Below are 14,019 nucleotides of genomic sequence, written 5' to 3' on the forward strand. Positions count from 1 at the left end.
CATAAACAGTTCATCGCTCTAAACTTATGCCCGATGTGTAGACACGAGCATATGTGCGCACATTGGCCACATCGAAAACAATATCTATTCAAATTATTCGATGACAGGGAATGTTTTAGAAATAGTTTCCGCTGAGAAAAGGCGGTATGTAGCGCATGAAAAAAATATTTGGTCATTTCCCTTTCCCGGTCTTGCTGCTCTCGTTGCTGTTCGCGGTTAAGGCGCTCTATCTTGCATTTTGTGTGACACCGTTGTGGAATATCCATGATGAAATCGGACATTATGCTTATACGCAAGACATAGCCGAAGGCAAAGGAATACCGCTGCTTGGCAAAGCCGTGATTGGCACAGATATCATGAGCTATCTGGAAGGCAAACCTAATTCTCCGCCAGCCTATAACTGGATTGCACAACATCCGCCGTTATATTACATCGCTGCGGCAGTGCCATTAAAAATAGGGAGCTGGTTCACTAACGATGTAGAGATTCTCTACCGTCTTCCGCGCATAGTGGCAGCACTGTCTGGGGCTTTGCTAATACTGGTTTTATTCCGGACATTCACTTTAATTGGATTAGATCCTTTGCGTGCTTCGGCAGTTGCAGCTTCAATAGGCTTTATCCCTCAAGTATCAAACCTGGCTTCAATTACTAACCATGACATCCCGCTGCTGTTGTGCTGCGCATTAGCTACACATTTTTTTGCGCGTTATCTTATACAGCGAAAAATTCACGATGCCTATTGGTGTGCTGGTTGGCTTGCGATTGCTGGCGGGATCAAAATGATGACACCTTGGGCCTTAGCCGCACCGATGGTAGCAATAATACTAATTGAGCTTTCTGGATCGATCAAATATCGCATTAAACATGCCATTGGTATCGCCATAGTCGCATCTTCGTTACCCATCGCATGGCTGCTTCACAATATTGTGTATTTTGGAACGCCATTTTATACATCCACAGAAGCGGCAGGCGCACTACAAATTGCTCCAATACATCAAAGCATTGCTGAATATCTGATCCTAAAACCAGTATTTCAGACTTTTATATCTACTTTCTTTGGACTATTTGGCCATATCAGTTCGGGCATTGGAAACTATGTATTAGAAATGGAGGTTGCGCCACGGCACATCCAGATTCAAGCAGCTATGATCGACGATTTGCCATTGGAGTTTTATTCGATACTTATTTTCATCCTTGGCTGCATCTGCGTGTGCTATATGCTCACACTTGCGCGCAGCGTTTTTCAAAAGACATCGAGCTCCCTACCACAAGATTCTCTCATTGCATGGATGCACTCTCATTTATCGTACGATCATTACAAACGTAGGATATTTATATATGTGATCTTGCTAGCCGTTTTAGTGGCAAGTTTCGTCGGCGTTATCAGTCAAACGGACTACAGCATAAATAATGTAGACGTGGCCATTTCAATAGCCTTGGGTATTACGTCATTCGCAATAATTTTATATGTAAATGATCCGGTTGATCGTCTTGCGCTTTACGGCCTAATGATATTTCTTTTTTTTGGCAGCGCTTTGCTTTACCACGTCTATGGCGCTTATCTGAGACTTGGGGTTATGCGCGCAACTCAGGGCCGCTACTTGTACCCTGTTATTCCTCTGATATTATTGACAGCGTCCGTTGCACTGATGCGTTTGCGCATATCGGGTGTCGTTATTTCTGGCGTAGTTGCCATACTGGCCTGTTTAGAGCTTAGCGTCTTTGTTCTTCAGGTGCTGCCGTTATACTTCGGTGGATAGTCTCATGAATTTACTAAAGCCATACGTCATTTTTTTACTGTGGGTAATTACACTTCTTATTTTTACAACGTACTATTTACGATGGAACGGCGAATATTCGGGGAGTTATGTACATACCAACCTGACGCCTCCAGAGTCACGAGATCTAATTCCTGCAGGCGAGATTGTTACTGGGTTTCACTTGAAACAGCCGGTCAACTGGCCTTCTCTTGATAACATTACCAAGCAAGATGCATCAAGCTCTGTCTGCGTAGATCTACAACTAGCAAACTATGGTGATCGTCACAATGAAGGAACAATCGCGCTCACATTACAAGCCAATGGCGTTTCTCGCCGGGTTACTGTAGATGCCAGCGCAATACGCGATAACGCATTTCATCAGTTCTGTTTTAACGATCTAATATTTGGATCAATTGCTCACGAACCGACAAACCTGATACTTGAAGGCGTAAATGGCAAACCCGGAAGCTCCATTACTGCGTGGTTGACAGCAGATAGCGTCTACGGGAAAGCACAAATTAACGGAGTCGATTCCAATAAAAGTCTTCTCTTCCGAATTAACACCGTACGGAAAAAAGATGATCAACGTATCAGTGCCATCATACTTACAATACTCTGTGGCTTAAGTGGCTTACTTCTTTTTTGGCCCGTCTTTCGCCAGCCAGCCACAAAGTGACGTTTGACGTTTTGAGCATTTTCCGTTACCGAACATTCAAGACGAGGAATCATCATTGAAACTCATCATACAAATACCCTGCTACAACGAAGCTGATACATTAGCCATCGCTCTTGCCGCGTTACCGCGTAAAGTTCCTGGTTTTGATATCGTCGAATGGCTGATCATCGACGATGGCAGCAAGGATGAAACCGTGCGCATTGCACGGGAAAATGGCGTAGATCACGTTGTTAGCCACACTCGCAATCAGGGCTTGGCACGCGGCTTCATGAGTGGGTTAGATGCCTGTCTGAGTTTAGGTGCAGATGTCATCGTCAATACCGATGCAGACAATCAATACAATGCAGATGACATCCCCGCACTTACCGCTCCTATCCTCGCGCACCGGGCAGATATCGTGGTCGGTGCACGCCCGATTGAAACCATCAACCATTTTTCTCCCATCAAGAAGATGCTGCAAAAGCTAGGTAGTTGGGTGGTACGCGTTTCCAGCAAAACCGACATCCCGGATGCCCCCAGCGGTTTTCGCGCCATGAGTCGCGCCGCCGCACAAAAATTGATGGTGTACAGCGATTACACCTACACCTTGGAAACCATTATTCAGGCAGGACAAAAAAATATGGCAATTACCTCGGTACCGATACGAGTGAATGCTGACTTGCGTCCATCCCGTTTGGTAAAGAGTATTCCGTCCTATGTCCGTCGTAGTATTGTCACTATCATCCGCATTTTCATCATCTACCGTCCAGTCCGTTTTTTTGCTTTCATTGGCTCCATTTTGTTTGCTGCTGGCTTTTTAATCGGGCTTCGTTTTGTTGTTAAATACGCCGCCGGTGAAGGCAGTGGGCATGTACAGTCATTGATACTCGCTTCCGCACTACTAATGATGGGATTTCAAACGTTCTTAGTCGCGTTTCTGGCTGATTTGCTGGCAGCAAATCGGAAACTACTGGAAGATGTGCGATTTCGGCTGCGTTCAGGCGACGAAACCGATACGGTATTAGATCGTGCCATTGATCACGATAGTCAGCCAACGAAATGAAGATCGTTTTATGGGGAACCTACGATACTGGCAAACCCCGAGTCAGGCTGTTGCGTGAAGGCCTACGACGCAATGGCTTTGAATTGATCGAGTGTCACGCCAATGTTTGGGAAGGCATCGAAGATAAAAGTCAGATTAGTGGCGGCCACCAGAAACTTGGACTACTGTTACGCTGGCTTGGCTGTTATCCCTTATTGATATGGCGATATTGCCGCTTGCCCGCGCATGATCTTGTTTTGATCAACTATCCCGGCTTGCTTGATGTCTTGTTAATCCGTTGCTTTGCCTGGTGTAGACGTGTGCCCGTCGCGTGGGATGTCTTTATTTCTGCCTACGATACGGTTGTCGAAGATCGTAAAATGATATCGCACCGACACCCTCTTGCGCGTTTACTGTGGGGCGTAGAATGGCTTGCGCTGCGTGCTGCCGATATTATTTTTATGGACACGCAAACCCATGCCAAGCGCATAGAAACGCTTTTTCATTTACGCGAAGATACGTGTGGTGCGGTTTGGGTTGGTGCTGAAACTGAAAAATTCTCCCCGCCACGGAATACTGAGTCAAATTCTGCATCGCATGCTGCATTACAAATTCTGTTTTACGGTCAATTCATTCCCTTGCATGGGATAGGATACATTATTGAAGCCGCGCGTTTATTACGCGATGCAGAGGTAGATTGGCTACTGATTGGAAAGGGACAAGAAGCCGCACGCATTCGTGAGATGCTTGCTGATGATCCATTACCACGTGTACGCTGGATTGAGTGGGTCGCTTATTCCGACCTAATTCACAACATAGCCGATGCAGATATCTGCCTTGGCATTTTCGGCACTTCTGAAAAAGCGGCGAGCGTCATTCCTAACAAGGTTTTTCAAATCGTGATGGCACAAAAACCACTGATTACGCGCGACTCTGCAGCGATACGCGAACTTCTGGATGAGTGTCCGCCATGCACCTACCTCATTCCGGCAGGCGACGCTCAGGCACTGGCCGATGCAATTGAACGGCATATAACGATAAAACGCGATGACAGGGAAATCGTTTGCCATGATGGACTAGTTGATAAAATTGATGCGGCAGCAATCGGAACACAGTTTCGTGCCTTAATCGACAACAAGGGAAAATATTGAATACAGACTCCACAATCTCCTCATTACTTGGTCCGGCGGCACCGGAGCTAGGCTGGGTTCCAGCGCCGCGCTATTTGATGCGACGTGCGCGCATTCGACATTTGATGAGGAACTTGCCAGTTGGTCGCTTGCTAGAGATTGGTCCAGGTGCCGGTGCTTTATCGGTCGAATTTTCTCAAAAGGGATTTCAATGTGAAGCGCTAGAGCTCTCGGTCGAAGCGCGTGAACTGGCGCAAACGTTTATCCGTAAATTTCGCCAGAATATTCCGATTCACGCCCAGCCTGACACGGGATGGAAAAGTAGTTTTGATGTGCTATGTGCTTTTGAAGTGTTAGAGCATATTGAAAACGACCGGGAAGCATTAGAGCAATGGGCATCCTGGCTCAAACCAGATGGCCGACTTTTGCTATCAGTACCTGCTCACATGAAGCTATGGAATGCGCGCGATGAGTGGGCGGGACATGTTAGACGGTACGAACGTGCATCACTGCAAAAAGTATTTTGGGGTGCGGGATTAGAAATAGAAACATTCGAGTGCTATGGATTTCCGCTGACAAACCTCACTGAGCGGATTAGTGCGCCAATTTACAACCGCGACATTTACAGTGGCGGCGAAACGTCTGATGACGATCGCAAACGTAATAATGATCGTAGCGGCATAGATCGCTCCCCCGATCTGAAGACCTATCCTCTGCTGCGTTCGATTCCCGGGAAATTAGCTTTGCAAGTATTTGCCATCGTCCAGGCAGCATTTATCAATACTGATTTAGGTAGCGGCTATATCGTGAAAGCTAAACGTCGATGATGAAGCGCATTTACCGGCTGCTAGGTCTGATCATTGGATCGATAGCCACCATTGCTTTCGCTATCTACGCCATCAAAAAATTGTCGATTGACGATTTCTCTCGCTACATCACACCGCCTGCACTAACAAGTATTGCTATTGCGATTCTGCTCTACATTACTATCATCCCGATGAATGCCTCGGCCTGGAGAAAAATGCTGGCTGACCTCGGCATTGCCAAATCGTGGCGCGAATTGACTATGATCATGGCCATTACTCAAATGGCCAAATATCTACCAGGAAATGTTGGACAACATATCGGTCGAGGCGCCATGTCCATTGCACGTGGCATCTCGATCCGTCCCTTCATCTTTACCGTATTTGCAGAAACCTTACTGACTTTGTTCGCAGGCACTGCCATCGGGTTGCTTTGCCTTTTATTTTCACCGGTTGCTCTTGATGCTTTAAAGCTCAGTAATCAAGCCATAGCTCTCATTGTTGGTACCGGCATCATCATTCTCGGTTTGATGATTTACCGTCCTTTGGTCAAACAGTTAATTCGACGATTTGCACCACGTTATGCAGAATCTTCACTTGATGAAGTTCTGCCGTTTCCACTTACTCTTCTGCGGGCATTTGCTACCTACAGTTTGAATTACCTCATGATCGGAGCTGGCCTCTGGTTGATGTCTTCAACACTGATCCCAGGAATACAGCACAACTTTATATTATTGCTATGCAGTTTTTCACTGGCCTGGATTATCGGATTCGTTACTCCAGGCGCACCTGCCGGATTAGGGGTTCGCGAAGCAGTTATGCTGGGCATACTTAGCGCCAGCTATTCTGGAGAAAATGGGCTCATCATCGTGATCGGACTTAGACTTGTCACCGTTCTTGGTGACAGTCTTTGTTTTCTGGTTGGGTACGGCATGCTACTTTTGCAGCGGAATAAAACCACGCTTAAGTAGTTTCCTACAAATACAAAATTTTGCCAACTGGATCTCATTTTATGGTGCGCTTTTTCAACATTTCAAAGAAGGCAACAGTTATACTAATCAGTCATAAAAATTTCATCCGTCAATAACCATACCATGCGATCAACATCAGGCGTACAAATCATCGGGTTCGATCACATCAGAGCGTTTGCGGCACTTTTAGTTTTTATGTGGCACTTCATGCATCCTCCATTTGGCTTAACGCCATTTGGACAGTTACCCGATTTTTTTGCCTCATCAATATTTAATGAAGGACATACTGGTGTCGCATTATTTATGACGCTCAGTGGTTTTATTTTTTCGTTTTTGTCATTTGGAAAAGATATCGATCTAAAGCAATTTTATATAAATCGATTTTTGCGCGTATTCCCATTATTATTTTTTTGGTGTATTTTTTGGGTGGCATTTCAAAATGAAACGGCACCAAAAATTGCTCTCAATCTTTTTACATTACTGGATAATCGTCAAATGCCCGCTGGCGGATGGACTGTTATTGTAGAAATACAATTCTATTTGCTGTTTCCATTTATCCATCCCATAATTGAAAAAAAATACCACGAAAAAAAATTATGGGGAGTCTTCAGCTATGTAATTCCTTTTTTAATTTTTACTCAATTTCTTCGATGGGGCGTATACATGAAAACCGGAAGCGCCCAAACAATCGCATATTGGACAATATTTGGAAGAGTTGATCAATTTCTTTTGGGAGTATTGACGTTTTACATATACAGGAGCGTAATCATTAATTGGAGTTCAAGAAAAAGCGCCTTCACTCTTACAATAATTTCGCTATTATTTCTGTCATTCTATCGCTGGTTTAATTCTGTAGGCGGTTACTATAAATATGACTCCTACCCATCATCAGCAATAATTTGGATAATAATACCCACGATTGAGGGTATTTTTTATGGATTATTCATATCTCTATATTTAAATATTTCTCAAAATTTCCATGGCAAGCTTTCCAAGCTACTTTCATATATTGGCACGCTTTCTTACTCAATATATTTGTCTAATTTTTTTATGATTCCAATATTGGAGCATGCACATTCGTTATATCCATTTACGAATGAAAATACATTCGGAGAATATTTTAGCTGGGGAATCATAATTGGCTTCCCCGCAATTTGTATTTTTTCACTTTTCACTTATTACTATGTAGAACATCCATTTCTTGAACGGCGTAAGCGATATATCAGCACTATAACTAAGCACAATCCACAACTGTAAAGCTTCATCACGAACTTTAGTGAGTTTACTTTTTTAGTAAAAAATGATGCTGGCTTCATTGTTATACGAACGGCGCTAACAATAATACCGTTCGCGATGCAGCACCATTATGCAGATGTCCAAAATTAGCAGCACACTGAGCCATTGCATCACGCCGTGCATGATCCCGAAACAATTCCTGTGCGGCAGTCAACATATCTACCGCATCAGCAACCCGCAAAGCAGCCCCTACTCCAATAGCTTGCTCTGTCACAGCTGCAAAATTAAAGCTAGATGGACCAATCAAAACCGGCTTACCAACCGCACAAGCTTCAATCAGGTTCTGACCGCCTAATGGCAACAAACTGCCACCGATGAAAGCAATATCAGCCGCTGCATAGTAAGCAAACATCTCTCCCATGCTATCGCCTAGCATCACTTTGCATTCGGAGCCAATAGACGCGTCACCTAATGCTGAACGCCGCATCATAGGCAAATTGTGCGCAGTAATCAGATTTGCTACTTCATCGAAACGCTGCGGATGACGAGGTACGATGACCAATAGCAGATTCTCCACAAGATCAGATGGATTTATTGCCGTTAGTGCGTCTAATATCAACGCCTCCTCACCCTCGCGTGTGCTCGCGCACAGCAGCACCGGGCGTGTGCCGATCTGCTGCCGTAGTGTTGCGCCCAACTGCAATAATTTTTCTGATGGCGTCACATCGAATTTAATGTTGCCGGTAACCTGCACATTCTTTGCGCCTAGCTGCTGCAAGCGTTCTGCGTCTTCCGGCGTTTGCGCGGCAACGCACGATACGCCGCTCGCGGCGGCTCTCATCAGCGTTTCAAATTTCATCCCACGTCGCAATGAACGTTCGGATAAACGTGCATTTACCAAGGCAACCGGAACCTTATAACGCGCGCATTGCGCAATCAGATTGGGCCAGACTTCGGTTTCCATCAGCACGCATAATTGTGGGGAAAAATGGTGCAGAAAACGCCCTACCATCCAGCCGGTATCGTAGGGCAAATAACTTTGCAAAACTCGTAGTGATGTCCCGAACAGCGCCTTCCCAGTAGCACGTCCAGTCGCCGTCATGTGTGTCAGCAAAATGGTGTGTTGCGGATAAGCTGCTAGCAGTGCATCAATCAATGGCTCTGCTGCACGTGTTTCACCGACAGAAACCGCATGCACCCATAAAAATGAGCGCGATGGTGTTTGTGGAGAAGTTGGCTTTAGTGCAGGGTAAAATCCCAGACGCTCTGCCATGTGTTGTCGGTAGCCGGGCTCTTTACGTCCACGCCACCATAAACGACACAATGCCAGTGGAGTAATGCACCACCAGACGATCGAATAAAGCGAGCGATACAAACGCGCGCGCATCAAATTAATTTGCGTCCGGTCAGGCGCGTCAGAATTGCCAGAGGGCTGGCGTTAGCATCATATTGCTTATCAGCAGACAGATGCAAAGTTTGCTCCATCATGTACTGCCCCGACATCACCGCATGCGGCGTCTGATCGGAAAAACACACCCACACCGAGCCCGCCGCAAACGGCATCGTCAGTTGCGGGCCATGCGCTTGATAATCCAGATCGGATTTCATACTGTCATGCAGTTGCAACATCAGATGATCATATTCACTGCGTAAAGATTTGGTAACGTTCAGTGTATTGAGCACTTGCGCTTGCCAGCGAGTATAAGGTTTCGCTTTAGCTAAAAAACGCTTTGCAACATCTTCAAATGGCTCGCCTACGCGCCATACGCGCGGCACACCATCGGGATTGAGATTGGCAAATACGCGCAAAATCCGTTCGCCGTAATTCGGTCGTGAAGGGAATGCATCAACATGCATGCGCTTATCATCGGCACGCCACGATTGCGCTCGTGTTTCTACCTGCATCGGTCGATAGCTAGTTGGCGCCAAGCGTAAATGAGAGCTATATGCTGGCAATATGCTATCGATTAGTTGTTGAGCCTGGTTCCGAAATCGCCCTACCATTGCGGCAAGTTCAGCCTGTATCGCTGCATCACCCAACGCGCCCTTCAAATGCCCTTTTGCATCCAGGCTAATATTGCGGCTTTTAGGATCGAGAATGGATGGTGTTAAAAAACGTTGCTCTTCCGCGGTCAACTTAAATGAAAGCTTGGGAAAGTACAAAACCTTGCCCGCTTCGAGCGCAGCAATCCAGTCCCGATCAGGGGAGTTGATATGCCAGTCAGTGCTGTCAACGGCATTTCCAATGGTAATAATTTGTTGTTCCATGCCGCATTATATTACGGGTAAGTCATTAACTAGCGAGCAGTTTAGCGATCGCCGTTGTCACTTGTTCTACAGTTGGAGGCGTTCGCTCATCGCCCAAATTGATAATGCTGGATGACCAATTGCCTTCGGTTTTCCAACGCGGGGAATCACAATACAATTCGATGGTCGGTCGCATGAACGCTGCAGCAATATGCGTTAATCCTGTGTCAACACCTATCACCAACGCAGCCCGCTGCGCCAGTGTAACCGCTTCCATTAATGGCAATTTTGGCAGCACACGCGCATTCGCCATGTTCTCGGCCAATTGTTCTGCTGTACGCTTTTCAACCTCATTCCCCCATGGGAGCAACACTTGCAAACCACGCTGAGATAACTGCTCCGCAACGGCGATCCAATCGGCGATTGGCCACTGCTTTTCTGTCCGCGCCGTACCATGGAAAAAAACTGCATATGGCGTATCTGGCAACCAGGAAGGCTGCTGCCCCGGCTGTATTTCTGGCATCTGCAAATTAAAATTTGCCGGACCATCAAGCACGTATCCCAACGCTTTTGCCGCAACCTGACGCGCACGCAAAACTGCATGCGTGCGCAATCCAACCGCAACACTTTCGGTATGAAATAGGCGTGACAACGGTTCATAGCCTGAACCTTCCGTCGCATTCGCTAAACCGACACGTTTGCCGCCCGGCGCAAGGCGCGCCATGCGCATCACGACGCTGGTTTTAATTAAACCTTGCGTATCGAAAACGATGTCATAGGTATATTGCTTAAGTTGCTGCCGAAAGTGCGCGATTTCATCTCTTGTCGAAGCCGTGAGCAGGCTTTTACGCCAGCGACGCAACGCAATAGGAATAATCCGGCGCACATCAGGATTCATGCGCACCAGACTGGTGTACCCTTCCTCCACCACCCAGTCGATATTCGCATCCGGATAATGTCGGCGAATATCAGACACCATCGGCATGTTATGAACAACATCACCGAGGGAGGAAACACGGACGATCAGAATATTCAGCATTAAAAGGGGAAAACAACATCTGGCTTCGCCGCCAGAATGACACGCTTGAACTCCGCTTGAATCTTTGCCAATGCAGCATCCGATTCAGCCTCAAACCGCATCACGACCACGGGCGTGGTATTAGACGAGCGCGCCAAGCCGAAGCCGTCCGGGTATTCGACGCGCAAACCGTCAACTTTGATGACCTCATCAGCGCCAGGAAATTTTGCCTCTTGTTGTAATTTCTCCATCAAAATGAAGTTTTCACCTTCCGCACATTTCAGTTGTAGCTCTGGTGTGCTAATCGATTGCGGCAAAGCATTGAGTACTGCTGCTGAATCACTGACACGGCTCAGCAACTCCAACAAACGCACACCAGCGTATAAGCCATCGTCAAAACCATACCAACGATCTTTGAAGAAAATGTGACCACTCATTTCACCACCCAGAGGCGCGCCAGTTTCACGCATTTTGGCTTTCACTAACGAGTGCCCCGTCTTCCACATCAACGGCTTTCCACCATGCTGCGTGATCCACGGTGCCAGATGGCGCGTGCATTTGACATCATATAAAATTTCCTGGCCAGGATTGCGCGCCAGAACATCAGCCGCAAACAACATTAACTGACGATCCGGATAAATAATCTGTCCATCCTTAGTCACCACACCCAAACGATCACCGTCGCCATCAAACGCCAGACCAAGCTCTGCATCCGTCGTTTGCAACGCGCGGATCACATCCTGTAGATTTTCGGGATGGGCTGGATCGGGATGATGATTAGGAAAAGTGCCATCAACTTCGCAAAACAACTCTTGCACTTCACAACCAAGGTTACGATACAGCTCACCAGCAAATGCCCCTGCAACACCATTACCGCAATCAACGACGATCTTCATCGGTCTTGCCAATTTCACATCGCTGAGTACGCGCTGCAAATAAGCGTCCTTAATATCGTGGGGGCGGTAAGTTCCTCTCGTTTCCGCGGTCCCTTCGGTAGCGCCGCCGACAATTGCTTTATACAGATCCTGAATGGTTTCTCCATAGATTGCTTCACCAGCCAAAACCATTTTAAAACCATTATAGTCAGGCGGATTATGACTGCCCGTCACCATCACACCAGATTTCGTACCAAGTACATTGGTTGCAAAATACACCATCGGCGTCGCCACCACACCCAAATCAATTACATCCACGCCAGCATCTTGCAAGCCGGTTGCCAACGCTGCGGCTAATTCAGGACCCGACAAACGACCATCACGTCCTATCACGACTGTCTTTTCACCTTTTGCACGCGCAGCCAGTCCGAAAGCATGCCCAATTTGACGTGCAATACCGGCTTCCAGAGTTTTACCGACTATGCCGCGAATGTCATACGCTTTAAAAATTGATTGTTCGAGTGTGAGAGTCATATATTTTATAAATTTTAAAAAAAACAAAGCGCATATTCATGCTCCAATATGCGCTCTAAAAAATACTTTATTCGAATAGTTGTTTTTGCAAATAACACAACATAAAAACATCTAAATAAATCTTATACATGCAAGGCATCTAATGTTTTTCCCGACGCAAGCCATTCTTGCACCCACTTCGGCTGACGACCACGGCCTGTCCACTGCAATGAAGCATCATTAGGATTGCGATAACGCACCGCAACCTTTTTTGCCACTCCACTTTTAACGCGAGTATTACCTAGCAAGTCTTTCAGCGAAATACCTGCACCTTGTGCAATCGCCAAAATTTGTTCGCGGGCTTTATTCTTTTCCTCGTGCTCGCGTTCTTTTAACGCTTGTTTGATTTGCTCTTGCAAGGTACGTAAATCAGCCACCGATAAATTTGATAAATCCATATTGACCTCGAAATTAATAATAGAACCAAAAATTCAATCCATTCCCCCGAAGTTCCACACACTTCATGCAAATGCATCGAGCTAAAATCAAAAGTGAATTTTACAGAAATGCTCACAAAATTTTATTTTTTTTTCGAAGAATCATCCAACGCGGTGATTTAAAACGAACAATTTTCGCGTATAACCATATATAACCGACCACAAAAATCAGACAGCAAATCATTAATACTAATTGATGCCTCCAGAATAAAGTTGCAGGCAAAACCGCTAAAAGTGATATTAACCAAAGGTATGGAGAAGTCAGGGAATTTCGACGTGTCAATGCTTTTGCATCACGACGTCCAATAGTCCAACGAACAAGTCGTTTAAAAATCAAACTGTGCAAGTGCACACCATCAGGCAAACCTGGAGATACTCCACGAACAAATTTACGACGATAAATTGAGAAAAGCGTCTCAAATATTGGGTAAATTAAAAGTAAAACAGCATACCATGCTGAAACTTGTGGATTTCTCGCAATCAATAAAACAGTTAATTCACCCAACATAAATCCTGTGAAGTAGGCTCCGCCATCTCCAAGAAAAATCAACCCAAATGGATAATTCCAAACAAAAAAGCCACCAATTGCGCCAACTAAAATTAACGCAGCGATCATGACATATGAATCTCCCACTTGCCATGCGACATACGCAAGAGAAATCATCATAAACATCGACACTACACTTGCCAATCCATTAAAACCATCAATAATATTTATAGCGTTTGCAATACCGGCAACCGCAAGTACAGTCAATGGCAAAGATAGCCAGATATAACCCAACCAACCATCAATGAAAGTAATATCTACTCGAAATATTCCTGCTTTAAGAGAAAAATATGCGACAACGGCAGAAATCATTGTAAATATCAAGCGGCGTATGGGGCTAACATTTTTTGTTAAATCTTCAATTAATCCACAACCAAATGCAAAACAACCGCACAATATTAAAGTAAAAATCCACTCCGCCACAGTAGGCAATTGTAAATATGTTACCGTTGCACCAATCAATGTAGCTATAAAAATGCCTAATCCGCCGATACGCGGCACTGGATGAAAGTGATTTTTTTGCACACCCGAAACATCATGATCCAGAACTCCCCCATGCTTGTGGGAGAATTTAACTATAAAGAACACCACTATAAATGATGCAAAAAAACTAATGGCAATGGACAGCATATATTCAACTATTAGTAGTTATCAAAAAATAATTTATTTAAATAGTATTTAAAATTAACAAATACTCGAATTTACCATCATTATTAAAAATGAAC

At 45.4% G+C, this 14,019-nt stretch carries 13 protein-coding genes; 7 read left to right on the top strand and 6 right to left on the bottom strand.

Features of this window, described 5'->3' with window-relative positions:
• The first annotated feature begins 155 nt into the window (after positions 1–155).
• From GEV47_RS11585 to GEV47_RS11615, 7 genes are all read left to right on the top strand, one after another.
• Positions 156–1,760 (top strand): ArnT family glycosyltransferase, encoded by a 1,605-nt coding sequence (locus GEV47_RS11585; protein WP_153234935.1) that lies wholly within the window; start codon positions 156–158, stop codon positions 1,758–1,760.
• Between the two features lie 4 nt (positions 1,761–1,764).
• Positions 1,765–2,436, top strand: coding sequence for a hypothetical protein (locus tag GEV47_RS11590; RefSeq protein WP_153234936.1), 672 nt, complete (start codon positions 1,765–1,767; stop codon positions 2,434–2,436).
• A gap of 55 nt (positions 2,437–2,491) precedes the next feature.
• On the top strand, positions 2,492–3,478 hold the full coding sequence (locus tag GEV47_RS11595) for a glycosyltransferase family 2 protein (RefSeq protein WP_153234937.1): 987 nt from the start codon (positions 2,492–2,494) through the stop codon (positions 3,476–3,478).
• Positions 3,475–4,608, top strand: coding sequence for a glycosyltransferase (locus tag GEV47_RS11600; RefSeq protein ID WP_153234938.1), 1,134 nt, complete (start codon positions 3,475–3,477; stop codon positions 4,606–4,608). The genes GEV47_RS11595 and GEV47_RS11600 overlap by 4 nt, the downstream gene beginning before the upstream one ends.
• The gene (locus GEV47_RS11605; RefSeq protein ID WP_153234939.1) at positions 4,605–5,414 is read left to right on the top strand and encodes a class I SAM-dependent methyltransferase; all 810 of its coding nucleotides are present in this window, start codon (positions 4,605–4,607) and stop codon (positions 5,412–5,414) included. Before GEV47_RS11600 ends, GEV47_RS11605 begins: the two co-directional genes overlap by 4 nt.
• Entirely contained in the window at positions 5,411–6,361 is a 951-nt protein-coding gene (locus GEV47_RS11610; protein ID WP_153234940.1) for a lysylphosphatidylglycerol synthase transmembrane domain-containing protein, read from the top strand. Before GEV47_RS11605 ends, GEV47_RS11610 begins: the two co-directional genes overlap by 4 nt.
• Before the next feature lie 123 nt (positions 6,362–6,484).
• Positions 6,485–7,618, top strand: coding sequence for an acyltransferase family protein (locus tag GEV47_RS11615; protein WP_153234941.1), 1,134 nt, complete (start codon positions 6,485–6,487; stop codon positions 7,616–7,618).
• A 61-nt stretch (positions 7,619–7,679) separates the two neighbouring features.
• Here the strand turns inward: GEV47_RS11615 and waaA are convergent, their stop codons facing one another.
• From waaA to GEV47_RS11645, 6 genes are all read right to left on the bottom strand, one after another.
• Positions 7,680–8,984: a lipid IV(A) 3-deoxy-D-manno-octulosonic acid transferase gene (gene waaA / locus GEV47_RS11620; protein ID WP_153234942.1), complete on the bottom strand. Its 1,305-nt coding sequence runs from the start codon at positions 8,982–8,984 to the stop codon at positions 7,680–7,682.
• A complete protein-coding gene (locus tag GEV47_RS11625) occupies positions 8,984–9,865 on the bottom strand; it encodes a Kdo hydroxylase family protein (RefSeq protein WP_153234943.1) in 882 nt (293 codons plus the stop codon). Before GEV47_RS11625 ends, waaA begins: the two co-directional genes overlap by 1 nt.
• 25 nt (positions 9,866–9,890) lie before the next feature.
• Entirely contained in the window at positions 9,891–10,880 is a 990-nt protein-coding gene (gene waaC / locus GEV47_RS11630) for a lipopolysaccharide heptosyltransferase I (protein ID WP_153235060.1), read from the bottom strand.
• A 2-nt stretch (positions 10,881–10,882) separates the two neighbouring features.
• Positions 10,883–12,271: a phosphomannomutase/phosphoglucomutase gene (locus tag GEV47_RS11635; protein WP_153234944.1), complete on the bottom strand. Its 1,389-nt coding sequence runs from the start codon at positions 12,269–12,271 to the stop codon at positions 10,883–10,885.
• Between the two features lie 122 nt (positions 12,272–12,393).
• The gene (locus GEV47_RS11640; RefSeq protein ID WP_153234945.1) at positions 12,394–12,708 is read right to left on the bottom strand and encodes an H-NS histone family protein; all 315 of its coding nucleotides are present in this window, start codon (positions 12,706–12,708) and stop codon (positions 12,394–12,396) included.
• A 112-nt stretch (positions 12,709–12,820) separates the two neighbouring features.
• Positions 12,821–13,924 (bottom strand): MraY family glycosyltransferase, encoded by a 1,104-nt coding sequence (locus GEV47_RS11645; RefSeq protein ID WP_153234946.1) that lies wholly within the window; start codon positions 13,922–13,924, stop codon positions 12,821–12,823.
• Positions 13,925–14,019: the final 95 nt, after the last annotated feature.

Origin of the sequence: Glaciimonas soli (assembly GCF_009497155.1) — a bacterium.
Classification (GTDB): domain Bacteria; phylum Pseudomonadota; class Gammaproteobacteria; order Burkholderiales; family Burkholderiaceae_D; genus Glaciimonas; species Glaciimonas soli.

What these genes read in the sequence shown, in the direction of transcription:
- GEV47_RS11585 (WP_153234935.1), top strand. Translation starts at nt 156, where the DNA reads ATGAAAAAAATATTTGGTCATTTCCCTTTCCCGGTCTTGCTGCTCTCG.
- GEV47_RS11590 (WP_153234936.1), top strand. Translation starts at nt 1,765, where the DNA reads ATGAATTTACTAAAGCCATACGTCATTTTTTTACTGTGGGTAATTACA.
- GEV47_RS11600 (WP_153234938.1), top strand. Translation starts at nt 3,475, where the DNA reads ATGAAGATCGTTTTATGGGGAACCTACGATACTGGCAAACCCCGAGTC.
- GEV47_RS11610 (WP_153234940.1), top strand. Translation starts at nt 5,411, where the DNA reads ATGATGAAGCGCATTTACCGGCTGCTAGGTCTGATCATTGGATCGATA.
- GEV47_RS11615 (WP_153234941.1), top strand. Translation starts at nt 6,485, where the DNA reads ATGCGATCAACATCAGGCGTACAAATCATCGGGTTCGATCACATCAGA.
- waaA (WP_153234942.1), bottom strand. Translation starts at nt 8,984, where the DNA reads ATGCGCGCGCGTTTGTATCGCTCGCTTTATTCGATCGTCTGGTGGTGC.
- GEV47_RS11625 (WP_153234943.1), bottom strand. Translation starts at nt 9,865, where the DNA reads ATGGAACAACAAATTATTACCATTGGAAATGCCGTTGACAGCACTGAC.
- GEV47_RS11635 (WP_153234944.1), bottom strand. Translation starts at nt 12,271, where the DNA reads ATGACTCTCACACTCGAACAATCAATTTTTAAAGCGTATGACATTCGC.
- GEV47_RS11640 (WP_153234945.1), bottom strand. Translation starts at nt 12,708, where the DNA reads ATGGATTTATCAAATTTATCGGTGGCTGATTTACGTACCTTGCAAGAG.
- GEV47_RS11645 (WP_153234946.1), bottom strand. Translation starts at nt 13,924, where the DNA reads ATGCTGTCCATTGCCATTAGTTTTTTTGCATCATTTATAGTGGTGTTC.